The 24,746-nt window shown below is 69.9% G+C and carries 21 protein-coding genes; 4 read left to right on the top strand and 17 right to left on the bottom strand.

Annotation, left to right across the window (positions count from 1 at the left end; all coding sequences use genetic code 11):
- Positions 1-80: 80 nt before the first annotated feature.
- The 4 genes from MJ797_RS07165 to guaB form a co-directional block, all read right to left on the bottom strand.
- On the bottom strand, positions 81-2,732 hold the full coding sequence (locus tag MJ797_RS07165) for a hypothetical protein (protein WP_239333006.1): 2,652 nt from the start codon (positions 2,730-2,732) through the stop codon (positions 81-83).
- Positions 2,733-2,811: 79 nt separating this feature from the next.
- Positions 2,812-4,017: a hypothetical protein gene (locus MJ797_RS07170; RefSeq protein ID WP_239333008.1), complete on the bottom strand. Its 1,206-nt coding sequence runs from the start codon at positions 4,015-4,017 to the stop codon at positions 2,812-2,814.
- Between the two features lie 245 nt (positions 4,018-4,262).
- Positions 4,263-5,381, bottom strand: coding sequence for a GuaB3 family IMP dehydrogenase-related protein (locus tag MJ797_RS07175; RefSeq protein WP_239333010.1), 1,119 nt, complete (start codon positions 5,379-5,381; stop codon positions 4,263-4,265).
- Positions 5,382-5,498: 117 nt separating this feature from the next.
- Entirely contained in the window at positions 5,499-7,049 is a 1,551-nt protein-coding gene (gene guaB, locus MJ797_RS07180; protein ID WP_305039688.1) for an IMP dehydrogenase, read from the bottom strand.
- A 501-nt stretch (positions 7,050-7,550) separates the two neighbouring features.
- Here guaB and MJ797_RS07185 point away from each other — a divergent pair.
- Positions 7,551-7,967, top strand: a complete 417-nt coding sequence (locus MJ797_RS07185; protein WP_308128289.1) for a DUF5319 domain-containing protein — start codon at positions 7,551-7,553, stop codon at positions 7,965-7,967.
- A gap of 57 nt (positions 7,968-8,024) precedes the next feature.
- Here the strand turns inward: MJ797_RS07185 and MJ797_RS07190 are convergent, their stop codons facing one another.
- Entirely contained in the window at positions 8,025-9,149 is a 1,125-nt protein-coding gene (locus MJ797_RS07190) for a MerR family transcriptional regulator (RefSeq protein WP_239333014.1), read from the bottom strand.
- A 153-nt stretch (positions 9,150-9,302) separates the two neighbouring features.
- On the opposite strand from MJ797_RS07190, the gene MJ797_RS07195 reads away from it, so the two are divergent.
- Positions 9,303-9,635 (top strand): WhiB family transcriptional regulator, encoded by a 333-nt coding sequence (locus MJ797_RS07195; RefSeq protein ID WP_239312986.1) that lies wholly within the window; start codon positions 9,303-9,305, stop codon positions 9,633-9,635.
- Between the two features lie 405 nt (positions 9,636-10,040).
- Here the strand turns inward: MJ797_RS07195 and groL are convergent, their stop codons facing one another.
- From groL to MJ797_RS07255, 12 genes are all read right to left on the bottom strand, one after another.
- Positions 10,041-11,675, bottom strand: coding sequence for a chaperonin GroEL (gene groL, locus MJ797_RS07200; protein WP_239333016.1), 1,635 nt, complete (start codon positions 11,673-11,675; stop codon positions 10,041-10,043).
- Positions 11,676-11,963: 288 nt separating this feature from the next.
- Entirely contained in the window at positions 11,964-12,272 is a 309-nt protein-coding gene (gene groES / locus MJ797_RS07205; protein WP_043604033.1) for a co-chaperone GroES, read from the bottom strand.
- Positions 12,273-12,578: 306 nt separating this feature from the next.
- The gene (locus MJ797_RS07210; protein WP_239333018.1) at positions 12,579-13,529 is read right to left on the bottom strand and encodes a UDP-glucuronic acid decarboxylase family protein; all 951 of its coding nucleotides are present in this window, start codon (positions 13,527-13,529) and stop codon (positions 12,579-12,581) included.
- A complete protein-coding gene (locus MJ797_RS07215) occupies positions 13,529-13,843 on the bottom strand; it encodes a hypothetical protein (RefSeq protein WP_239333020.1) in 315 nt (104 codons plus the stop codon). Before MJ797_RS07215 ends, MJ797_RS07210 begins: the two co-directional genes overlap by 1 nt.
- Before the next feature lie 109 nt (positions 13,844-13,952).
- Positions 13,953-14,972 (bottom strand): tRNA (adenosine(37)-N6)-threonylcarbamoyltransferase complex transferase subunit TsaD, encoded by a 1,020-nt coding sequence (gene tsaD, locus MJ797_RS07220; RefSeq protein WP_239333043.1) that lies wholly within the window; start codon positions 14,970-14,972, stop codon positions 13,953-13,955.
- A 50-nt stretch (positions 14,973-15,022) separates the two neighbouring features.
- Complete coding sequence (rimI, locus tag MJ797_RS07225; protein ID WP_374581646.1) at positions 15,023-15,589, bottom strand: ribosomal protein S18-alanine N-acetyltransferase; 567 nt, start codon at positions 15,587-15,589, stop codon at positions 15,023-15,025.
- Entirely contained in the window at positions 15,586-16,296 is a 711-nt protein-coding gene (gene tsaB / locus MJ797_RS07230; protein WP_239333022.1) for a tRNA (adenosine(37)-N6)-threonylcarbamoyltransferase complex dimerization subunit type 1 TsaB, read from the bottom strand. The genes rimI and tsaB overlap by 4 nt, the downstream gene beginning before the upstream one ends.
- An 86-nt stretch (positions 16,297-16,382) precedes the next feature.
- On the bottom strand, positions 16,383-16,862 hold the full coding sequence (tsaE, locus tag MJ797_RS07235) for a tRNA (adenosine(37)-N6)-threonylcarbamoyltransferase complex ATPase subunit type 1 TsaE (protein ID WP_239333047.1): 480 nt from the start codon (positions 16,860-16,862) through the stop codon (positions 16,383-16,385).
- An 80-nt stretch (positions 16,863-16,942) separates the two neighbouring features.
- A complete protein-coding gene (locus MJ797_RS07240) occupies positions 16,943-18,217 on the bottom strand; it encodes an alpha/beta fold hydrolase (RefSeq protein ID WP_239333024.1) in 1,275 nt (424 codons plus the stop codon).
- Positions 18,214-19,425, bottom strand: coding sequence for an alanine racemase (gene alr / locus MJ797_RS07245; RefSeq protein WP_239333026.1), 1,212 nt, complete (start codon positions 19,423-19,425; stop codon positions 18,214-18,216). Before alr ends, MJ797_RS07240 begins: the two co-directional genes overlap by 4 nt.
- Before the next feature lie 364 nt (positions 19,426-19,789).
- Positions 19,790-21,334 (bottom strand): NAD(P)H-hydrate dehydratase, encoded by a 1,545-nt coding sequence (locus MJ797_RS07250; RefSeq protein WP_239333028.1) that lies wholly within the window; start codon positions 21,332-21,334, stop codon positions 19,790-19,792.
- A gap of 105 nt (positions 21,335-21,439) precedes the next feature.
- Positions 21,440-21,796, bottom strand: a complete 357-nt coding sequence (locus tag MJ797_RS07255) for a holo-ACP synthase (RefSeq protein ID WP_239333029.1) — start codon at positions 21,794-21,796, stop codon at positions 21,440-21,442.
- A gap of 124 nt (positions 21,797-21,920) precedes the next feature.
- On the opposite strand from MJ797_RS07255, the gene MJ797_RS07260 reads away from it, so the two are divergent.
- Positions 21,921-22,475 (top strand): SWIM zinc finger domain-containing protein, encoded by a 555-nt coding sequence (locus MJ797_RS07260; RefSeq protein WP_239333031.1) that lies wholly within the window; start codon positions 21,921-21,923, stop codon positions 22,473-22,475.
- 59 nt (positions 22,476-22,534) lie between these two features.
- A partial coding sequence (gene fxsT / locus MJ797_RS07265; RefSeq protein WP_239333033.1) for an FxSxx-COOH system tetratricopeptide repeat protein occupies positions 22,535-24,746 on the top strand: 2,212 nt, incomplete at its 3' end.

Raw genomic sequence — 24,746 nt, forward strand, 5'->3', positions numbered from 1 at the left:
TCCGCCGGGACGGCCCGGCGAACCACGGGTGCAGGCATCCCAGCCCCGCTCCTTGATCCACGCCTCTCTTGCCGGTCGCGCTAATTGATCGCACACCACCGGTTGGTCCCGTCCTCGAATGTCAGACCACCCACGTCCTTGCCCGCCTCGCCCTGTCGCACACGGTTGAAAAACAACGCCTTGACGTCCTTGAGCGGCCCAGCGGTGAACTGCACATCGGCGAAGATCTCGGTCTCGGTGCTCAGGCTGTTCTTGGCGATCGTGTAGGTACCCTGCTGAGCGTTCCAGCTGTAGGCCCCTCGCCCCATCGGGACCACGAGCTTGTCCGGAAGTGCCGCCAGCGGCTTGAGGTCCGCGCTGTCCGCCTGGTAGCAACGGTAGGCGCCATCGATCAGTGCCAGCCCCGCAGCCGCGTCCGGATTACTCGTCGTCGATGTCTGCGACCCCTCGGAGCGCGAGGTGGACGCCACCGACTTCGGCGCCGCGTCCGAGGCCCTCTTTCCACCGGTCAACATGACATACACGCCGATCGCGACGAGTGATACCAATACCGCGATCGCGAGCGGGCCCACCCAGCCGTGTCGATAGCGCGCGAAGATTCCGGACGGGTAGTCATCATCGTCGTCAAGATCAATATCAGCATCGTCGATCAGGTCGGTGTCGCCGGTGAGATCAGGGCCGAAGTCGGTCCGGCTCGCCGCGCCACGCCGACTGCCGGGGGCGTTGCCGCCACGCCTCGCGGAGACCGCTGTCCGCCCGCTCAGTGCCTGGCGGCGTTCCTTCACCCCCTTCGTCGCCATGTCTGAGATCGCGTCGGCGGACGACGCCCGCGCGGACGATACTCGCGGGGGTGCCGCACCACCGCGGTCCGTCTTCTTCCGGACGGTGGTGGACGGCTTCCAACCGTCGTCCTCAACACTCTCCGGCGCGGGCTCCAGCCTCAAAGCCTCGGTCATCGCGGCTTCCACCGGCGGCTGAGGCGGCAGCGCGGCAGGTGGCACGCCCTGGGACAGCGGACCGCTGTCCCAAGCGGGAGCCCGCGAGGGGTGAGGACTGTCCCGGTCCAGCTCAGGCGTGCCAGCCGCCGTGCCAGCCGCATGGCTCCCCGACGAGGGCGGAGCCGGCGGCAGGGCAGGCATCGGCGGTGCGGTTACCGGCGGTACGGTCGCCGGCCCCAGTGGTGTTCGCGGCGCGGTGAGCGGATCAACGCGAGGTCCGGCCGGGCCCCGGTGAGGCGGGGGGGGGACCGTGACACGGCCGCTGGCATCCGCTCGTCTCGCGGCCGTCCGCGCGGGCCCGTCCGGTGGCGCGAAGGCCCGATCGTCCGTGCCGGAGCGGCGAGGAACCGGCCTACCTGGCGGATAGCCGGAGTATCCGCCCGCACTGGGCTCGGCCGGGCTGGGAGGCTCCGGCAACAGGACTGTCCGGCTCGCGGCCTCCGGGCGGCGCCTCGCGTCATCGTTCCCCGTCCATCGCCGCGCGATGGACGGGGAACCCGGCTCGTCAGTCGACGCCCAGCCCAGGGCGCCTCCCTGCGCAGCCTCGCGATCCATCCGCCCGGACTCCGCTGTCTGATCGAACGCCCTGTTGCCGGAGCCTCGTTGGCTGCCGGCGTCAACGGGCCGGCCGGAGCGGGCGATGGCATCACGCCCACCGGCAGCGCCGCGCGCGGATCCCGAGTAATCGGGAGGCTGGTGACCGCTGATCGCATAGCTGTCACCCTGCGGAACGCCATAACCGTCCGGCTGCTGGCCACCGGTGTAGCCATTCGCGCCGCCAGCAGGCCCGCCCCTCGGCGGACCATCGGCACCGGTAGGCGTATATCCACTGCTCCCATGGTCCGCAGGGTGCCCGGTAGCGCCCGCGAACCCTCGAGGGGGCGGCGGGCCGGTCGTCGAGCCGCCGGCCGGCCGGTCCCCGGCCGCGCCGGTGGCGTTCCCCAACGGCTGGAACGCCTGCGCACCAGATACGGCCTGACCAGCGGCGGGGAAGGCCGTTAGCCGGTCGTCGGCTGGCGGCCAGTTGCGCCTGGCGTCAGCGGAGCCGACAGCCTCCGAACGGTTGGGCCCGAAACCGCGGGGAACTTCGGGCTGGCGGTCACGCACGCCGGGATCCCGGCCCGTGCCTGGGCCCGCGGGCGAGGGCTGCCAGGCCAGACCAGCGCCGCGCGCGGAGTGCCCGTCGTCGGCGCTGCCCACCGACAGATCCCAGCGCCCGCTCCCAGGTCCGTGCCCGGCTGGCGTTCCTGGCAGGCCTGGCACGCCTCGCCCAGGATCAACCTGGTTCGGCGAACCATCCGTCCACGGTTCATGACGGACCAGATACGGCTGGTGTTCAACGGAGGGGTACGCGGGAGGAAGCGGTCGGTCACGGGTGGAGGAGACGTCAAAGGGGTCGACCGCGGCAACCGCCGGCCGTGCGGGCGAACCCGAGTCGGAGCGCCGGCCAGGGTCACGCTCCGAGGGCTGGTATGCCGGAGCGGTGACATCCCAGGATGATTCTCGGTCCGACGGCTGATGCGGACGGTCGTCGGTCTCGCCGACCCGTTCCACCGCAAAGAAGTCATCCGCGCGTCGCGCCGGTGGACCGGATCGCTCCGATGGCCCCGTCACAGGCCCACCCGCGTCACCGGGATCACCGGCCGTCGCCCGCGGACGCCACATCTTGGCCGCGCCGTCCCACACCCACGCGCCATCGTCGCTCAGCCAGCGCCCGAAGTCGTCGGTGGGCATGTCCTGCCCCCCAGGTAAAGGGCGTATATGCCCAGGAAACGCGAAAAAAACGGATAGACCAAGTATACACTAGTGTTCATCATCCGGCGCTCACGCACTGGTCCGCGATCTCACGAACGACCTTGGTCGAGTCGGAAGAATTAACATTGTTGTTGAAGGCGACGTACTGGTCCTCCGGGTAGGTGGCTTCCAGCTTCTCCAGCGTGCATGCGCAGTAGGCCCGCAGCCCCCCGCTGACTTGGACGCACTCCTCCAGATAGGCCGTGCGTACCGGCGCGGAGTACTGCCGCGGGTATCCCGCCGAAGCACTCGCCGCAGCCTTGGCCGGTCCGCGGCTCACGGTGTGCCCACCAGCGTGGCCGAAAAGCAGCCACCCACCGAAGCCGAGCAGAAGCGCCAAAACCGCCGCTCCACCGATAAGCGCGGAACGCGGCAGCGGTGGGATACCGCGCGGGAACCCGCGGGTCTCCCCGTCGGCGGGCCCGGTCGACGGGCCGGACCGTGTCACTCGGGCACTCGTCGTAGCGCGTCGCCGACGCCCATGGGTACGCGCGCCGCTGGAGCCGGTGCGGCCGCGCGCCCCCGCCTCCAGCGCAGCAGCAGGGGCACGGTCACCACGGTCGCGTTCAGCCGGGTCCCACCCCGGGGCGGACGTTACGGGATCATCCTGGGCATGCTGGCTGAGGCCTGGTGACATCCTCTCGGCGCCCGGCACCCGGCCGCCGAGGACATCAGCCCCGGCAAGACCACCGGAACCAGCCGGGATGTCACCCTCCCCCACAGCCCCCGCGAGCCAGGCCCCGGCGATCGGGTCAGGTACCGGGGCGGGATCCCCGGATGCCCTGCCCGCCGCGGGGACACCGGTGCCGATCAGGTCGGTACCAATCAGGTCAGCGCCGGTCAGGTCAGCGCCGGTCAGGGTGCCATCGGGCCGGTCCCACCCGGCAGGGCTGGCCAGCCCCCCCACGACGGCCGGCTGGGTGCCCGGCCCGACGCCGGAATCCCCCGTAGCGTCACGAATCGACCGCGGCCAGTCCACACCCGCCACCGAAAGATTGTCCGCCGCGGGCAGGGCCGCTGTGCTCTGCGGGAGGGAAAGCAACGAGAAAGCGCCGGTGGACTCGACCACGATGCCATCCGTGGCAGGGTCGGCGGTACCGGGGGCAGCCGTGGATCCCGCCGCTCCGGTGGGACGCGGCGCCGACGGCTGCCACGCCTGGGCGGCCTCATCCCAGACGTAAGCGCCGTCATCGCTGACCCAGCGACCGTGCTCGTCGATGCGCATGTGTCATCCTTCGGACCGAAACAGACGGTTCCAGGGTGCCATGCCGCCTGAAGGCGACGTCACCCCGGCATCTGAACCAGGCCGGAAACGCCCGTTATGCCCGTATCGCCGGAAATTACCTGTCGCACAACCGACTACGAGCGCCCTGCCGCGGGAGCCTCCCAATCGCGGGCTGACCGCCGGCTCGCGCGGCCCGGTCGGGAGACCGGCAGAAAACACGGCAACCGGCAGGGGAGGCCAGGCAGTCAACAGAGCGTAGAGGTGATCAGAACTTCCGCCTTCTGCAACTCCTTCACCGTCGCATAACCGGTGGTGGCCATAGCGGTCCGCAGAGCACCAGCCAGATTCAGGGTGCCGGGATTAACCGCCGCCGGGCCCAACAGGATCTCGCGCAGCGTCCCGGTGACAGGCACACGCTCCCAGACACCGCGGGGCAGCCGTGAATGCAGGACATCCATGGACCAGTAGCCGCCGTGGCCAGGCGCCTCGGCCGCGGCGGCCAGCGGCGCGTCGAGCATCACCGCGTCAGCGCCACAGGCAATGGCCTTGGCAATGTCGCCGCCCGTCCGCATACCGCCATGGGCGATCACATGGACATAACGGCCACCGGACTCATCCAGGTAGCGCATGCGCGCCCCGGCCGCATCCGCGATGGCGGTCGCCATCGGAACCCCGACCCCGAGCACCGCGCGGGTGGTGTCCGCCCCGCCCGGTCCGACACCCACGATCACACCAGCCGCCCCGGTCCGCATCAGATGGAGGGCCGTCGAGAAGGACGCGCACCCGCCCACCAGGACCGGCACATCGAGCTCACCGATGAACCGCTTGAGGTTCAACGGTTCGCCCGCCCGCGACTGGTGCTCGGCGGACACGGCTGGCGCATGGATGACGAGCAGGTCTATACCGGCCTCGAGGAGGAACGGGTATAGCGCCCCGACCCGTTGGGGACGCAGCGCGGCAGCGGTGACGACTCCGGATTCGCGGATCTCCGCCAGCCGCTTGACCACCAGCTCCGGTTGGATCGGCGCGGCATAGAGCTCGCGCAGCCGCCGGGTGGCCGCATCAGCGTCGAGGGTGGCGAGCTCCGCCAGCAGCGCATCAGGCTCCTCATGCCGGCTCCACACGCCCTCCACGTGGACGACGCCCAGACCACCGAGCCCACCGACGCTCACGGCGCTCACCGGCGAGGTCACCGCGTCCGCCGGGGCGGTGACAACCGGCAGGTCGAAACGATAGGCGTCGATCTCCCAGGCCAGCGAGACGTCCGCGGGGTCGCGGGTCCGCCGCGATGGCACGATGCCCAGGGCGTCCAGCCCGAAGGCGACGCGGCCGCTCTTCCCGATCCCGATCTCGACCTCAGTCACTGTGTCCTCTCACCGGGGATGTCTCACCGGGCGCCTGCCATCAGAGGCCTGCCACCGGGGACCGGGCCGACGGAAACCGGCTGACCGCGCGCGGGCCGGCCACGGCACATATGCTGATCATCGAGTGTTGTAGTTCGGCGCCTCGACGGTCATCTGAATGTCGTGCGCATGGCTCTCCTTGAGCCCAGCCGAGGTGATACGCACCAGCCGGCCGTCCTGCTGGAGAGCGCCGATCGTCGCCGAACCGGTGTATCCCATAGCCGCGCGCAAGCCTCCGACCAGCTGGTGCGCGACCGCGGCCAATGCCCCCCGGTAGGGCACCTGCCCCTCGACACCTTGCGGAACAAGCTTGTCGTCGGAGAGAACATCATCCTGAAAGTAGCGGTCTTTTGAATAGGAGCGAGCCGTACCCCGGCCGCGCATCGCGCCCAACGACCCCATCCCGCGGTATGCCTTGTACTGTTTGCCGTTGATAAAGATCAGTTCGCCTGGGCTCTCGTCAACTCCGGCAAGAAGACTGCCAAGCATCACCGAGTCAGCACCAACGGCAATCGCCTTGGCGATATCGCCGGAGTACTGCATCCCGCCGTCACCAATCACGGGGACGGCCGCCTGCCGCGCGATGCGCGCGCACTCGTAGATCGCGGTGACCTGCGGGACCCCGACCCCGGCCACGACCCGGGTCGTGCAGATCGAGCCGGGCCCCACCCCCACCTTGATGGCGTCGGCACCGGCGTCGACCAACGCGCGTGCGCCGTCCGCGGTCGCGACATTGCCCGCGATCACGTCAAGAGGGCCACCGTCCAGGCGGGTCGGCAGGTCTGACTTGATACGCCGCACCATGTTCAGCACAGCCCGCGCATGGCCATGCGCGGTGTCCACCACCAGGAAGTCGACGGCCGCCGCTACCAGCATCTGCGCGCGCTTGTAGGCGTCATCCCCCACCCCGATGGCGGCGCCGACCACCAGCCGGCCATCCGCGTCCTTGGTTGCCTGCGGATACTGCTCACGCTTGGTGAAGTCCTTGACCGTGATCAGTCCGCGCAGGCGGTCACCGTCGTCCACCAGGGGAAGCTTCTCAATCTTGTGCTGGCGCAACAGCAACAGCGCGTCGTCCGCGGACACCCCGACCCGCGCCGTGACGAGCGGCATCGGTGTCATGACCGCACGCACCAGCCGGGAATAGTCCCGCTCAAATCGAATATCACGATTCGTGACAATTCCCACGAGCCGGCCATCCGGTTCGGTCACCGGAACCCCGGAAATGCGGTAGCGGGCCATGAGCTCGTTGGCGTCCTCGATGGTGGCATCCGGGCCGCAGGTAACAGGCGTTGTGATCATCCCTGATTCGGAACGCTTCACCACGTCGACCTGCTGCGCCTGGTCCTCGATGGAGAGGTTGCGATGCAGCACTCCCACGCCGCCCTGCCGGGCCATCGCGATCGCCATCCGCGCCTCGGTGACGGTGTCCATCGCCGAGGACAGCAACGGAACAGCCAGCCGGATGTGCCTGGACAACCGGGTGGACGTGTCGGCATCCGCCGGCATGACGTCCGATTCCGCTGGCAGCAGCAATACGTCGTCGAAGGTCAGCCCCAGCATGGCCAGCTTCGCCGACGGCATCGACCCTGGCTCGGACCCGATCGACTGGACAACGGGACTGTTCATGGCACCTTCCGTCCGCACCTCGCCACTCCCCATAACGATCAAAACCATATCCCCGCGCTTTGCCCAGAACGCCCGCGGCCCCATGGCGGGAACGCCGTCCTGGCGCCGGCTGCGGCCATGAGCCGCCGGGCACGCGAATCAGGCACCGGCACGAGAGCCCTACGGGCACATCCTAGGACCCCCAAGACCGCCGGCAAGGGCGCGCGGGCGCGCGGAAGCGGAAGAAAGACCATCGTCGCGCACCCGCGCGGAGAGGACCGCCAAAAAACGATCAGCTTTGCTCTCCGCCTAGCGGCATCGGCGCCCCGGCAGCAGGCGGGACCAGTGAACCGGAACCACCAATCCAGTGCCGGATATGTCGTACTACGCAGTAATCCAGCGCCGCCAGCCGTATGAGATGCGTAAAACGGTCTCGCGGACAGGTTGAAACACGCGATCCGAAACCGGCCAACCCCCTGGAGTCGCCCATCGGGACCACTAAGGGGCTTGCTCCGGCGTAGCGTGGGCGACGTGAGCGACGAGCCTCTCGACCCGTTCGCGGGCGACCCCGAGGACCCGACAGCAGAGCTCGCGCGCCTCGACCCGGTTGAGGACACCGAGCTGCTGGGGCCTCTTTCGCCGCACGAGCGCGAGGAGATACTTGCCGAACTCGGGGACCTCGACGTCTTCCGGACCTTGCTGGAGCCCCGCGGCTACCGCGGCCTCATCGTCGACTGCGAGGGATGCGCGGAACCGCATTTCTTCGACTGGGACCTGCTCGCCGGCAACCTCCGCTACCTCCTCGACGAGGGCCGTGCCCGGGTCCACGAACCCGCGTACGCTCCGGACCCATCGTCCTACGCCAGCTGGGACTATGCGCGTGGTTACGCCGACGGCGTCTACGAGACAAGTGAAGCCTCGGAAGCCGATTCCCGCTAGCCAAAGATCACCGGCCTGCTTCGGATCATGCCTTCACCCTGGTCCGGGCGGCACGTGCTAACCCTGGAGCGGGGCTCCGGTAAGAAGGTCGAGGGCTTCGCGCAGGGATCCCGCATGACGGACGCGCCCCGGAAGAGTCGATCGCTGCCAGCCTGAGCCGCCGACAACGATCGATGTCGGCGGCCGGGTCACCGGTAAGCCAGTCAACACCTGCACATCCGCGGACGTCCGACGCTGCGACCACAGGAAGACAGCTACCGGTCCAACGCGGACGATCGCATTGCGCAACGCGGTGATCGGCACCGCGGCGCCGAGTACGCGAACGCTCGCCCCCCGCTCAGCAAGGCCCGCGGCGAGTGCGGTCAGCGCGAGGCTGTGCTGCTCGGCCGGAGCACACGCAAGCAACACCGGTCGGCCATGACCGTCGATCTCGCGATCCGCGGCCCGGCGGAACACCGCAGCCACGCAGTCACTGAGCAGATGTTCGACATCGACGGCGTCGCCACGTTGTTCCCATCGCCTGCCCACAGCGACCAGTACCGGGCACACAAGCTCCTGCCAGGCTGCGACAACACCATCAGCCGCGACGGCATGGGCCAGAATACGGGTCACCGCCGACGAGTCGAGCGCCATCGCCGCACGAGCAAGCCCACGGGCCGCGATGCCGGCATCCGCCAGCCGCAGCACCCGGCCGCCTGACCCCCGTGCCCCGGCCAGGTCCGCAACCGCCGGCTCGTCGAGGCCACCACAATCGTCGTCCGCCGAGGTCACGGCCCCGGCGTGCTCGCCGCTACCCGCCTGGCCCGGTTGCCCGCGGCCAGCTCCGCCCGCGGACAGTCCGGGTCCGGGTCCGATGACACACGGTCGATCATCAATTCCCGGAGCCGATCGCGGCCAGCGCGATTCCGGTAGATCATCGATGAGTGTGCTCCTGGCGATTCTGGCCGCTTCGGCGGGCGCGATCCCGTCCTGTGTCAGCCGGCACATGAACTCCAGGCGGGCCAGGTCGTGTGGACCGTACCTGCGGCGGGTACCGGAGACATGGTCGGCTGGACCGAGCCCGTATCGACGGTTCCACGTGCGAAGGGTCGCGGGCGCGACGCCCAGCCGCCGGGCAACCGCCGCGACTGTGTACCGCGGGTTGCGCTCCGCCGGCTCCGGGGAGGGGGTCACAGCGCTCATGGTGGCTCTCGGCGACCGTACCCACAACTTGGCGACGAACCGGCTCCGACCGACCACGCGCCGAATGATTCTCTGTGTTGAACAACATATGGCGCGGCACTACGGTGTAGCTGCGGCGCCAGCCGCCCATGGTTGAGAGGGGGGCTCAGACCGATGACCGACGTCCGACGACTTCCAGGCCCCGGTGCCGAGAAGTGGGAATGGCAGCTTCACGGTGCATGCCGTGGAGAGAGCACGGAGCTCTTCTTCCACCCGGAAGGCGAGCGGGGCCCGGCCCGCGCGGCGCGTGAAGCCGCCGCAAAGGCCGTCTGCGCACGGTGTCCCGTGATCCAGGCATGCGCCGAGCACGCGCTGCACGCCCGCGAGCCCTACGGGGTGTGGGGCGGGCTGAGCGAGTCCGAACGAGAAGGCATCCTGACCGGCCGGACGCGCCGCGGCGCGGCGCGGCACAACCCGTCACGCCCCGGCCTGGCTCCGGCCTGTTAAGGCGTGTTTCGACAGCCGCCTGTCCGGCTCGCCGCGTCCAGGCGGCCCCTGGTCGTGTTCGCCGCCACACCGGTGCGACCCATCCGGTATCGGTGTGGCCCGCGGCCTTGCCAGCAACCACCTGGACGCGGCTCCCTGATCGAACGGCGACGTCCGAAACACGCCGCAGGGCGGGAGCGTGGTGGCGCATCGATGATCTTTAGGTCGACCGGACGCGGGCGTTATGCCCTGACATACACGGACGGATCCATCGCATGGATCGGGTCACCCGCGACGTGTGAACGCAACGCCTGGTGAAATCGACGGGAAGCGCGAGAAAGCCCGGTAGGACGCCGAACGTCCTACCGGGCTTTGGGGAATCCTCGTCAGGATCCTGATCCTGGCAAGCAGGATGATCCTGACAGCTCAGAACCCGGCGCCGTGCGAATGGCCGTGGTCATGACCGTGCCCGGCGTCAGCGGCGGGTTTGGACGGCTTCTCCGTGACCAGGCTTTCGGTCGTGAGCAACAAGGCGGCGATGGACGCGGCGTTGGCAACGGCCGAGCGGGTCACCTTCACCGGGTCGACCACGCCGTCCGCGATCAGGTTGGTGAACTCGCCCCGAGCCGCGTTGAAGCCGCTCCCGACGGGCTGCTCCTTCACCCGCGCGACGATCACCCCACCCTCCTGACCGGCGTTGTTCGCGATCCAGGTCAGCGGGGCACTCAGCGCGTCATGAACGATCCGCACGCCGGCCAGTTCGTCGCCGGTACGCCCGAGACCGCCGTCGAGTACCGCACCCGCGTGTACAAGCGCCGACCCACCGCCAGCCACGATGCCCTCCTCCACCGCGGCGCGGGTGGCGGACACAGCGTCTTCCAGACGGTGCTTCTTCTCCTTCAGCTCAACCTCGGTGGACGCCCCAACCCTGATCACGGCAACGCCGCCGGCAAGCTTGGCCACCCGCTCCTGGAGCTTTTCGCGATCCCAGTCCGAGTCGCTGGCCTCGATCTCCCCGCGGAGCTGACGTACCCGGTCGGCGAGGCTCGTCTCGTCACCAGCGCCGTCGATGATGGTCGTAGTGTCCTTGTCGACGACAATCCGGCGCGCCCGGCCGAGCTCGGCGAGCCCGACCGAATCGATCTTAAGGCCAACCTCGGCAGCGACGACCTGCCCCCCGGTGAGGATGGCGATGTCCTGCAACATCGCCTTACGGCGATCGCCAAAGCCCGGCGCCTTGATCGCCACCACCTGGAAGGTCTTGCGGATCGCGTTGACGACAAGGGTCGACAGGGCTTCCCCCTCGACGTCCTCAGCAATGATCAACAGCGGCTTCCGTGCCTCCACGACCTTCTCCAGCAGTGGAAGAACGTCGTTCAGCGCGCTGATCTTGCCCGGATGCAGCAGCACATAGGCGTCCTCGAGGACGGCCTCCATGCGCTCGGGGTCCGTGACGAAGTACGGGGAGATGTATCCCTTGTCGAACTGCATCCCCTCGGTGAGCTCAAGCTCCAGACCGAGAGCCTGGCTCTCCTCGACGGTGATCACGCCGTCCTTGCCGATCCGGTCCATCGCCTCGGCGATGAGCTCGCCGACCTTCGCGTCCTGGGCGGAGATAGCCGCGACGTGCGCGATGACCTCCTTCGAGTCCACCTCCAGGGCCTGCTCCAGCAGGGCGTTGGAGACGGCCACGACCGCGGCCTCGATACCCGCTTTGAGCGACACCGGCGGCGTCCCGGCCACGACGTGACGCAGACCGCTGCGCACCATCGCCTGAGCGAGCACGGTCGCGGTCGTGGTGCCGTCGCCAGCGACGTCGTTGGTCTTGGTGGCGACCTCCTTGACGAGCTGGGCGCCAAGGTTTTCGTTCGGGTTGTCCAGCTCCACCTCGCGCGCGATCGTCACCCCGTCGTTGGTGATTGTCGGCGCGCCATAGGACTTGTCGATGACGACGTTGCGGCCACGCGGGCCGATCGTCACCTTCACAGCGTCCGCGAGAGCGTTCACGCCATGCTCAAGCGCATGGCGAGCGTCCTCGCTGAATGTCAGAATCTTGGGCATACGTGGTCCTCCCGAACCGGCTCAGGGCATGTCTGGCCCGTGGGCCTGTCTGATCGATCTTCGATCGCTTCGCCCAATATCCAGTCAGACAGGCTCTGGGCGTGCCTCCGGGAAATCGCTCGATGGACTCCGGGAGCAGGAACCCACACGGACGCGGAGCATGCGGGTGGGGTGCTGCGAGCGGGATTCGAGAGGCACGCCCTAACGGCGATCAGGCGTGCTCCGCCGATCCGGACGAATGCCATCCAGAACGGCGAAACACGCCCTTGGATCCTGCTGGAGACAGACCTACTTCTCGATGATCGCCAGCACGTCGCGGGCGGAGAGAACCAAGTACTCCTCGCCGGCGTACTTCACCTCGGTACCGCCGTACTTGCTGTACAGAACGACATCGCCGACCTTGACGTCAAGCGGGACCCGCTTGCCATCCTCGAACCGGCCCGGCCCGACCGCGAGCACAGTGCCCTCCTGCGGCTTCTCCTTGGCCGTATCCGGGATCACAATACCTGACGCGGTGGTCTGCTCGGCATCTGACGGCTGGACGACAATGCGATCTTCAAGTGGCTTGATTGCAACCTTGGTGGCGGTCGTCACGATCGACCTCCCCCTTCCTGCGCTGGATGAGAGAGCGACCCTGGCGGCCTGCCGTCGCGGGTGAACAGGCGCCTGTTGTCGCTGGCACTCTCGTGTGCCGAGTGCCAACTTAGCACCCGCCTCGCCCACGTCAACCAACACAGCCAGAACTGTCAAGCGAGCCCAGGCGGAAGGCGTCGGCCAACCCGCCGAGCCCGGTCGCGGCCACGGGCGGCCGGGCTGGCCACAGCGGGCCGGACTCGCCCCGCCCGGCCGATACCCGTCGTGCCCGCGCCCACAACGACGCCGCGCCAGTCCCGGTACGGGACGTCAGTCCCGGTGCAGGACGTCGGGATGCTCACGAAACCAGGAGACCGTGGTGTCAAGACCGGTCCGCAGGTCGACAACTGGTTCCCAACCGAGAACCTCGCGGGCCAGCGATATGTCCGGCTGCCGGATCGTCGGGTCATCCTCCGGCCGCGGAATGAATGAGATCTTCGATTCACTCTTGGCGACCTCACGGACGAGCTCGGCGAGCTCGATGATCGACAGCTCATACGGGTTCCCGATATTCATCGGACCAGGATGACCAGAAAACATCATCTGCACGATTCCCTCAACCAGATCATCGACGTAGATGATCGACCGGGTCTGGCTGCCGTCACCCGCCACCGTCATCGGTTCGCCGCGCAACGCCTGGGTCGCGAAGGCGGGGATCGCACGGCCGTCGTTAGGGCGCATCCGCGGCCCGTGGGTATTGAAAATCCGGACGATTCCGGTATCCACACCGTGACTTCGGCGGTAGGCCATGGTGAGCGCCTCGCCGAACCGCTTCGCCTCATCGTACACACCCCGCGGACCTACCGGGTTGACATGGCCCCAGTAGTTCTCCGGCTGCGGATGGACCTGCGGGTCACCATAGACCTCCGAGGTCGACGCCAGTATGAAACGCGCGCCTTTTTCCTTGGCCAGGCCAAGGGCGTGCAGCGTACCGATCGAGCCCACCTTCAAGGTGTGGATCGGCAGATTCAGATAGTCGATCGGGCTTGCCGGCGACGCGAAGTGCAGCACGTAGTCGACCGGACCAGGAACATGAACGTAATCCGTCACATCACAGCGGATCAATCGGAAGCACTCGCGGTCCGCAAGATGAGCGACGTTCACCGGGGTCCCCGTGACAAAGTTGTCCAGGCAAAGGACCTCATGGCCTTCGGTCAACAGCCGCTCGCACAGGTGCGATCCCAGAAAACCCGCACCTCCGGTGACAACGCTTCTTTTCATCAGGCCCCCTCCTGGTCATCGGTATTCGGTCCGCGTGACGATACGCGCACGAAGTCCCACTCCCGCGCGGAACGCGCGAGAAAGCTCGGCGGAACACCATCGAGAACAGACCCGGCGGCAGCGGCCGATGGTTTGCCCACCGATAGTCCGCCGCCATGCGGATGAAGCAGTACGACAACCACGTCACCATTGCCGCCGGCACCGCGGTAGACCTCCGCCGGAGCATCTCCCAGCGCCTGGTCCAACCAGGCCAGGAGGTCCTCCAGGCAGCCATCGGCCGCATGGGCCTCCCACATGCGCGTCACATCAACCACACCCACATCTTCGACCACGGTGGGCAAGGCACGACCAACGAGGTACCGGCACGCAACAAGGCCTGGCCAGAGAGCGCACGATCACAGTCCCGCCGGCTCTCAGAGCCGGCTACAGCGAAAGGGTCGAGGAAGCGGAAATGTCCAGCAAGGACGGGGTGACACCGGCGGCGGCCTGAAGGGAGCCCAGCGCGGCGACCATCGCGCCGTTGTCGGTGCACAATCCAGGCCGGGGCACCCGCAGGGTGATACCAGCGGCCGCACAGCGCGCCGCCGCGAGCGACCGCAGCCTGCTGTTCGCCGCCACCCCCCCACCGATCACGAGGGTGTCGACCCCGTGCGACCGGCAGGCCGCGACGGATTTGGCCGTCAGCACATCCACAACAGCCTCCTGGAACGACGCGGCGACAGCCGCGACGGGTATCGGCTCACCCGCCCGGTTGCGCGCCTCCAGCCACCGGGCCACCGCGGTCTTCAGCCCGCTGAAGGAGAAGTCGAAAGTACCGTCGCCCGCCTTCGCGCGCGGGAACGCGATCGTGGGGCTCCCGTCCCGGGCCGCCTGGTCAATGGGCGGCCCGCCGGGAAACGGCATCCCGAGCAGCCGGGCAACCTTGTCGTACGCCTCGCCCGCGGCATCGTCGACCGTGGCCCCGAGCGGGATCACCTCGCCCGTGGCGAGGTCCGGCACCAGCAGCAGGGAGGAATGCCCGCCGGAGACCAGCAACGCCATGGACGGGCCGGGCAATGGCCCGTGCTCAAGGGTGTCCACCGCGACATGCGCGGCCAGATGATGGACCCCGTAAAGAGGGACGTCGAGCGCGAACGCGTATGCCTTGGCCGCGGCCACTCCGACGAGCAGCGCCCCGGCCAGGCCCGGACCGGCGGTGACCGCGATCGCGTCCACGTCACGATGGCGCAGCCCCGCCTGGGACAGTGCCCGGTCGACAGCCGGCACCATCGCCTCGACGTGCGCACGGGCGGCGATCTCCGGGATCACCCCGCCGTAACGCGCGTGCTCGTCCACAGATGACGCGAGGGTGTCCGCGAGCAGAAGCCCGCCCCGGACCAGGCCCACTCCGGTCTCGTCGCACGAGGTCTCAATACCCAGCACCAACGGCGCGTCACCCCGCACCGACGGCCCGTTACCCCGTACCGGGGGGACGTGGCCGGCGCGGACTCCGCTCACCGGGACACCGTCGACTCCACCGCGTCAAGCATCTCGCCGTAGTCACGGGTGTCTATGTGACGGGCCGACATCACGTAGGCGTCGGCCCCTGACGGCTGGTAGTAGCCCCTGCGCAGGCCGAGATCGACGAAGCCGAACCGGTGGTAGAGAGCTCGGGCCGTGCTGTTGTCGGTCCGTACCTCCAGGTCACAACGGCGCGCACCGCACATCCGGGCATGGCGCAGCAGAGCGGCCAGCAGCCGGGTGCCCACCCCGTTGCCGCGGGAGCCCGCGGTGACGCCGAGAGTCTGCACATAGGACTCGCCGTCGTGGACGGCAAGCCCGCCGTAACCGACGACTTGCCCGGCGCGCACAGCGGCCAGATAGTGCCGCGCCAGTCCCTGTGCCAGCTCCGACCAGAACAGCTCGGCCGTCCAGGCGTCCTCGGCGAAGATGTCCCGTTCCAGCTCGACAACATCATCGAGATGCCACCAGCGCAGGCGCACAAGCGCCACCTCGCCACGCCCAGGTGCCGGCGAATCCTCGGTCACCGTGTCTGTCCTGATCGTCAACTGGCCGGTCACACAGCCACCGCTTTCGGCGGGCGCGGTTCGGCCGCGTCCGGCCGGCGCAGGTACAACGGGACGAGCGGCGCGGGCGGCCGGCCGGCCAGAACGTCCGCGCCGGCCAGGCGGGCGAGGGTGACCGGGGACGGATACCCCGGGCCGGCCACCGGCTCCACCGGCTCCCCGAGGCTGGCGAAAACGTCCGGGTACAGCTGCGCACCCGGTCCGGCCACCCGGCAGACCGCCATCTCCCGCAACTCGTCGACAACGCTCCCCGGTCGGCCCACGGACGGCCCGGCCACCCGCTCACCGTTGTCGTACACCGCCCAGTACACCTCCCGGCGCCGCGCGTCGGTCGTCACGGCCACCCTGCCCGACGTGTCGGCGCCGATGCCGTCCAACGAGCACACGCCGTAGGCGGGCCGGCCGAGAGCGTCCGCGAAGGCGGCCGCGGTCACCACGCCGACCCGCAGACTCGTGAACGGCCCCGGCCCGAGGCCCACCACCAGCGCGTCGAGATCGGCCGGGCATGCCGACGCCTCATCCAGCGCCTCCCGGACCAGCGGTACCAGCAACTCCGCGTGCCTACGTGGATCCACGACCTGACGTGCCGCCCTACGGGTCACCCGCACAACGCCCGTGCCGGCGACCGGCTCGGCCCATTCGACGTTCGCGAGAGCGACCGAACAGGCAGGTGTCGCCGTGTCAACAGCGAGAAGCAGCACGCCTGACAGCCTAGCTGGCCGGTCGCGCCGATCAAATCGCATGATCAAACAATTCCGGCCCGCGGCTGTTGCGGTCGGTGACCGAGCTATTCCCCGGCCGCCGCCCACAACGACCGCAGGCGGGTTGACCATTCACCGTCGCTGCCAGCCATCCGGACGACGCGGACGCCCCCGTCGCCACAGTCCTCGGCGCCAGCGCCGAGCCCCGGCACGGCTTCGGGCGACCGCTCGATCTCGACCCGCAGATACGTGCTGGCCAAGCCCTCCACCAGTCCCGAGCCCCACTCGACGACCGTCACGGACGTCTCGATCTCGGCGTCGAGGTCGATGTCCTCGACCTCGACGACCGCACCCAGCCGGTAGGCGTCCACATGCACCAGGGGCACCCGGCCGTCATCGTGCACCCGGGCGATCACGAAGGTCGGCGAGGTGACCGCCCCGGTGACACCCAGCCCGGCGGCGATGCCCTGGACGAGGACCGTCTTGCCAGCGCCGAGCGGCCCGGCAAGTATCACGAGGTCTCCGGCTCGCAGCCCGCCGGCCAGCCGACGGCCGACAGCACGCATGGACTGCGCTGTCGGAGCCTCGACCAGCCAGGCCTCTCCGTCGCTTCGGGCGACGGAAGAGACAGGCCAGGGCGGGCCGGTCACGATGTCCGGGTCCGGAGGTCGTCCGGGCCGTGGTCATGGCGGGCGGGCGCGGCCTGGATGCGGGACCCCGGCGGGCGCGGCAGGCCTCGCGGCCGGGCCGTCGCCCGGTTCACCAGCGCGCGCAGTGCCTCGTTGACCTCGTGGGGGCGCTCAAGGGTGACAGCGTGCCCAGCCCCCGCCAGAACCACCAGGTCCGCCTCGGGGAGGAGCTCGCTCAGCGTCCGGCTGTGCTCCAACGGGGTCATGACGTCAGCGTCACCGACGAGGATCAGCGTCGGGGTCGTCACCAACGCCGCCGCGGCGGCGATCTTGTCATGGTTGATCAGCGCTGGGAGGAAGGCTGCCATCACGTGCAGCGGCGTCGCGGCCACCATCTTCTCCAGGAAGGACACCAGCGGCGGCCCGACCGCGGCCGAGCCGAAGCCGATCCGACGGGTCGCGGCCCACGCTACCTGACTGCCATGGCGGCGGCCCCGCTCCAGCAGCGTGGGGGCGTACCGCATGCCGACCGCGAGACCGGGCAGCGTGGTGCGCAGCATCTTCGTCGCCGCCACCGGCAGGCCGAAGGTGACCGTGGCCAGGCTGCCCGCGCTGGTCGACAGGAGCCCGACCCCGACGATCCGGCCGCCGAACAGCTCCGCGTGCGCGTCGGCCAACGCGAGAATCGTCATTCCGCCCATCGAGTGCCCGACGAGGAGCACCGGTCCAGTCGGCACCACCTGGGCCAGCACCTGATACAGATCATCACCGAGCTGCTCGATCGTGCACGCCGCGACGTCCGATGCGCCGGACAGACCGTGGGCCCGCTGGTCGTAGAACACCAGCCGGCCACATTCGGCGAGCTCTCGACGTTGGAACGTCCAGAAGTCGAGGCTGACGCAGAAGCCGTGGACGAAGACGAGGGTGAGCGCGGCACCGGGATCCCCGACGGCCTCGACGTGCAACGGCACGCCGTCCGAAGCGACCACGGTGGTCGGCTCCCCCCCGACCAGCGGCACAAGATCGTCGTCTCCCGGCTCGGCCAGCGGTCCCTCCCCCGGCTCGGCCAGCTCGGCTGTCCGGCCGGAACGGGGCCGGACCCGCCGCCGCGCCGCCGCGCCGGCAACGACAGCCGCGGCAAGCCCGGCGAAGGTCACCGATCGCGCGGCCCGCGAGCCGGCGACAGCGCGGCCGCCGCGGGCAAGCATCCGCCCGGCGCCCAGCGCCTGGGCCGAAGCTGCCGCCCACGGCCCACCGGGCGGCAGGCCGTCCTCATCGAGCGGCACGCTCACGGCAGACCGTTTTCCAGCCCGGCGGAGCCAGCCGGCCCGGCCGGCCCGGCCGAGTTGGCCACGCGGGGGGCGTTCACGTACACCCTCGGGACCCGGGCGCCGATCCTCGTGACAATCTCGTAATTGATGGTGCCGAGGGCGTCCGCCCAGTCGGTGGCGGTCGGCTCGCCGTGCGCCCCCGGCCCGAACAGGACGACCTGGTCGCCCGCTTGGACCGGATCATCGCCGACATCCACGACGAACTGGTCCATGCACACCGTCCCGGCGATACGCCGACGGCAGCCGGCCACCAGCACCTCGGCCGTGTTGCCCGCCGACCGGGGTACGCCGTCGGCGTACCCGAGCGGCACCAACGCGAGAGTCGCCTCGGCCGAGGTGGCATAACGGTGGCCATAAGACACCCCGCATCCCGCCGGTACCCGTTTGACCAGCGCCAGCCGCGCGGTGAGCGTCATCGCCGGACGCAGGCCGAGGGCTGCGGGAGAACCGGCCCGGGGCCCAGGCGACAGGCCATACACGGAGATTCCCGGCCGGACCAGGTCGAAGTGCGCGTCCGGGCTGAGCAGGGTCGCGGCCGAGTTGGCCAGGTGCCGTACGAACGGTCGCAGACCGGCCTTCTCGGCGACGGCCACCGCATCCGCGAAACGGCCGATCTGTGCACGGACGGTCGGATGACCAGGTGAGTCCGCAAAGGCGAAGTGGCTCCACACACCGACCACGTCGATCAGGCCGTCGGCGGCAAGCGCCGCCGCCGTGTCACACAGGGCTGGCCAGCTCGCCTCGGTCGCCCCCGCCCGGTTCAGGCCGGTGTCGACCTTCAGGTGGACGCGCGCGGCACGGCCGGTCAGCCGCGCGGCCGCGGCGATCTCCGCCAGCGCCCAGGGTGCCGACGCGGACAGGTCGATGTCGGCGGCGATCGCCTGCGCGAGCCGCTCCCCGGGAGTGACCAGCCACGCCAGCACCGGCGCCGTGATCCCGGCGGCGCGCAGCGCAAGTGCCTCCGCGATGACCGCGACCCCCAGCCAGCTCGCGCCGGCCTCCAGCGCCGCGCCCGCGCAGGCGATCATTCCATGGCCGTAGCCGTCGGCCTTCACCACCGCCATGGTCGCGGCGTTCCCCGCTCGGGCGGCCAGCGTCGCCACGGACTCACGGACCGCATCAAGATCTATAACCGCGCACGCGGGCAGGTCCTCACTCTGCGGTGTCATCCTGTGCCTTCCTGACCCGCCCAGAGCAGCCTGGCCGCCCCCGGACGCGCGATTCTCAGCCTTAGAGCGACCGGCAACAGGGGACGCGGCGTCGCGGGGCTAGGGCACGCACCTCACCGCGTTGTCGTCGGTCGCCACCCAACACCAGGGTGACTCCCTCCTCCGCCTCGCGATGCACGCACCCCAGCCCCGCTCCTTGATCCACGCCCCTATTGCCGGGCGCTCTTATTCCGCGCGGCCGCCGGCCACCCGCGCACGTACTCCGACGGTAACAAGCAGCGCCCGGCCGGATCACACCGAGGCGCTACATCCGGCTCACATCGCACCCCGGCGGGGCGAGCTGGCAGGACCAGCCACGGTTCGGTCAACGGCTGCCGCCGGCCCGGCGGCTCCCGCGGGCCGCCAGCATCGGAACCAGCTCGGAGGCAGCCAACGGATGGCCGGCCCGTTGCGCCGCCCGGCCGTGTAGATGCGCGCCCACGCTGCCGGCGTCCAGCGGAGTCAGCCCACCGGCGAGCAGTGAGCCGCACAGCCCGGTCAGGACGTCGCCGCTGCCCGCCGTCGCCAGCCACGGCGTCCCGGTGGTGTTCACCCGTGCCTGCCCGCCCGGGTCGACGATCAACGTACGGCTGCCCTTGAGGAGCACGGTCACCCCGAGTTCGGCGGCGACGCGCCGCGTCATCCCCAACCTGTCCGCGGCCAGTTCCTCGGCAATCGCCGCGGCCTCCCGGTGCGACGACGCCTCGACCAACCGGACGAACTCGCCCTCGTGTGGCGTGAGCAGTGTCGGCGCGGCCCGATCCCGCAGCGCGGCAACCGCCCGGGTATCTCCCGCCAGCGCGCCCAGCGCGCCCGCGTCAAGCAGCACAGGCAGCTCGCCGGCCAGCAGGGCCACCACCACCCGGGCCGTCTCGCCGTCCGGCGGCAGGCCAGGACCGACCGCCCACGCCTGCACCCGGCCGGCCGCGACAACCGCCTCGCCGTCACCAGGGCCGATCTCGGTGACCACAGCCTCGGGATGCGCGCGACGCACGTGATCGGCGGCGGCCCCGGTGCTCACCACCCGCAGATAGCCCGCGGCCCCACGCAGCGCCCCGCCGGTGGCGAGCACCGCGGCACCCGGATAGGCGTCGCTGCCGGCAACCAGCCCCAGCACGCCCCGGGTGTACTTGGAGTCCGTAGGGCGGGGGCTTGCCAGCAGCTGGGCCGCCTCGGCGTCATCAAGAGCGACCAGATCCGGCGGAGGAAGCGTCAGCCCGATGTCGACGAGCTCCACCCGGCCCGCGTGGTCGGCCCCCGGCGAGATCAGCAGCCCACGCTTGTGGGTTCCGAACGTCACGGTGCTGCTCGCGCGGATGGCCGCGCCCGCCACCGCGCCGGTGTCGGCGTCCACCCCGCTCGGGACATCCACGGCGACGGTACGCCCGGCCGGGGACAGCCCGGCCAGCCGGGCGTGGCCCGCACGCAGGTCACCCTTCCCCCCGATACCGAGCATGCCGTCGAGGACCAGGTCCGCCGCGGTCAGCAGGCCGGCGGCGGTGTCATCGCCGACCGGCCGGCCAGGAAGCGGCGGCCATGCGCCGGCCGGGCCTGGACCGGGCAGGCAGTGCAGGCGCCCGCCCGCCGCGAGCAGTGCCGCGGTCCCGGCTGGATGCGTACGCCCGGGAGCAAGGGCGTCCACCCGGGCGCCCCTGGCCGCCAACCGCGCACCCGCCCACAGCGCGTCACCGCCGTTGTCACCGCTCCCCGCGAGGATGACGACCCGGGCGCCATACACCCGGCCGAGCCTGCGCGCCGCATGCGACAGCAGGCCGTGGACGGCCCGCTGCATCAGCGCGCCCGGCGGCAGGCCGGCGAGCAAAGGCGCCTCGGCATCCCGCACCTGGGCTACCGAATGTGCGAATCTCATAGCCGTCATGCTCGCCGCGGAGAAGGTGCTCCGTCGAACCGTCGGACGCACATCCCAGACCTCCGTCAGCGCTCCTCGGCAACCGGTGGGCCACCACAGCCGAGGTCAGTTCTCGGTAATCACAAATGCGATCGCCACGCCACCGTCATGGGTCAGGGACAGGTGCCACGAGCGGATGCCAAGGCCCTCCGCCACGGCCGCCACAGTGCCACTGAGCCGCAGTCGCGGACGCCCGCTCGGGTCGGTGACGACCTGGGCATCGTGCCAGGACATCCCGGGCGGCGCTCCCAGCGCCTTGGCGCACGCCTCCTTCGCGGCAAATCGCGCGGCAAGCCGTTCGGGCGCCTCGACAGCCCGCTCGCCGCTGGTGAACAGCCGATCGGCGAGCGAGGGGGTTCGGCGCAGCACGGCGGCGAACCGCTCGACGTCGACGACATCCACCCCGATACCCACCACCGCCATGGACCCGAGCCTGTCACGTCCAGCATCGCCAGGGCGGCTCTGGCAGAGTGGCGTCGGGCGTGAGCTGCGGCCCGAGGTGTCGGGGCCCTGTGCCTGCCGGTGGCAGGTCTCGTAGAATTGCCCGATGATCGTCAACCAGTCGGGGTCAAACGGACATGACGACATCGCCATCACCCCGTTGCACGCCGTTTTCGACGAGGACGAGTGCGCTCGCCTCGCGGGCCTGGGAGAGTTCACCCGCGGCGTCGCCCTCGCGTTGCAGGGCCGAGTCGGCGATCTGCGGATCCGGCCGAGCAGTGCCTCCGGCACCGTGGACGGTGACCAGCCCACCCAGACCCAGCTGTCAGTGATCGATGGGACGCCGGGGTCGACCTGTACATGTCCGACAGGTGCCGTCGAGCAGTTCTGCGCACACGCGGTCGCGCTGGCGCTCGTGGCCACCGGGGCGATCGACCCGGGTGAGGACGACGACGACTTCGACAGCAGCGATGACGGCTTCTACGACGCCGACGGCCAACCGATCGACCTGCGGGATTTCCTCGAAAGCCTCGACGGGCCCGCGCTGGTCGATCTGGTGGTCGATCTCGCCGCCGTCAACGACGTGCTGGCGATGGACCTGCGCGAGGCCGCGACCCGCTGGCGGCGCCCGCGCCCGACCAGCGGCCCTGACCTGGCCTAATCCCGTCCCGTCCGGTCAGTGACGGTCCGCGGCTGGGGTGGCACGCTGCTGGGGTGGGCATGGAAGAGGACCAGCCGGACGGGCTGGCGCGGGTGGACTTCTTCATCTCCTACACCAGCGCGGACGAGGCATGGGCGACCTGGGTCGCCGAGGTCCTGGAAACCGAGGGCCGCACAGTGGCGGTGCAGGCGTGGGACTCCCCCACCGGGGAGAACTTCGTCCTATGGATCAAACTGCGGATGGACACCGCCGCCCGCACGATCGCGCTCTGCTCCCCGGCGTACTTCGACTCGCACTGGTGCACCCAGGAATGGACCGCGGCGCTGGCCGGGAGGAAACTCATCCCGCTGCGCGTCGCCGACTGCACGATCCCCACCGTGCTGGCCACGATCGGCTACCGCGACCTGCACCGTTTGGATGAGGCCACCGCGCGGCGCCGGCTGCTGGAAGCCACCGCGCTGGTCCCGGTCGCCCGGGTGTCGACCGGTTTCCCCGGCAGCTTCACCCCGCCCCCAGCCCCGGTGACAGGCACCGCATTCCCCGGCCAGTTACCCACCGTGTTCACGGTCCCAGCCCGCAACCGGTACTTCACCGGCCGCGCGACGCTCCTGGGCCAGTTACGGGCTGGCCTGGCCGACGGGGTATCGATAGCGGTCACCGCTCTACACGGCCTCGGTGGCGTCGGGAAAACCCAACTCGCGATCGAGTACGCCCACCGGTACGCCGCCGACTACTCCCTGATCGGTTGGATTGACGCCGAACAGACCGATCTGATCGGCGAACAGCTCGCCGCCCTCACCCCCCACCTCGGGCTACCCACCACTGGGCGGATTGGTGACGACGCCGCAGCCGTGCTGGACTGGCTGCGCCGGCATCCCGGCTGGCTTCTGATCTTCGACAACGCCAACGAACCGGCCGGGCTACGGCCCTGGCTCCCCGACGGCCCCGGCCATATTCTGATCACCTCCCGGTATCCGGGCTGGGGCGGGCTCGCCGACCGCATCGACGTCGATGTCCTACCCCGCGACGAGGCGGTCGCCCTGCTGGGCCGGCGTATCCCCGGCATCGGCCCCACCATCGCCGACCAGCTTGCCGACGACCTCGGTGACCTGCCCCTCGCGCTGGAACAGGTCGCAGCCTACCTTGACACCACCGGGCTGGCTCCCGCCGATTACCTGGCGAAGTTCCGCAGCCGACGGGCTCAGATGCTCACCCGCGGGGTCGATCTCGTCTATGGCCGCACCATCGACACCGTCTGGTCCCTCGCCCTCGACCGCCTGCGCGCCCACTGCCCCGCCGCGGTGGCAATGCTGGACCTGTGCGCTCACTTCGGCCCCGAACCCATCCCGCTGGCCCTGATCAATGATCATCCTGATCTGCTCGGCTCACCGCTGCATGACGTGGTGGCCGGCACCGACCCCAGCGCGGATCTCGATGACATCCTCGGCGCGGTCCTTGCCTACAGTTTGGCCCGGCGCGACAGCGACACGATCCAGCTGCATCGTCTCGTCGCGGCCGTCATCCGCGCCCACCAGCCCTCCGCCCTCGCCGAGAGCGCCGCCTCGACCGTACGGGCGTTGCTGGCCGCCCACCAGCCCGACGGCTATCGGGATCCGGCAGGCTGGCCACGGTGGGCTGTCCTCGCCCCGCAGGTGCTGACCGCCCCGGCCCTGCATCCCGACAGCCCCGCGGTCGACATCGGCCACGACGCCCGTCAGTTGCTGCTGACCACCGCCTACTACCTGGACGCCCGTGGGGACTCCCGCGCCGCCGGGACACTGGGCCGTATCCTGCACACCCGCTGGTCCACCGCCCTTGGCGACGAGCACCCCGACAGCCTCGCCGCCGGCTACTGCATAGCCGCCGCCTACCGCCTCCGCGGCAACTACCAGGCCGCCCGCGTCCTGAACGAAGACACCCTGACCCACCTACGACGAGTCCTCGGCGACGACCACCCCAACACCCTGACCTCGGCGAACAACCTCGCCGCCGACCTACACGCACTCGGCGACCTCCAAAGCGCCCGGGAGCTGAACGAGGACACGCTGGCCCGTTCACGGCGTGTCTCTGGCGACGACCACCCCAACACCCTGCGCTCGGCCAACAACCTCGCCCTCGACCTACACGCCCTCGGCGACCACCAGGCCGCCCGCACCCTCAACGAAGACACCCTGGCCCACCGGCGGCGGATCCTCGGCGACGACCACCCCAACACCCTGGGCTCGGCAAACAACCTCGCCCTGGACCTGCGCATGCTCGGCAACTACCAGG

The organism is Protofrankia sp. CiP3 (assembly GCF_917627345.1).
Taxonomy (GTDB): domain Bacteria; phylum Actinomycetota; class Actinomycetes; order Frankiales; family Frankiaceae; genus Protofrankia.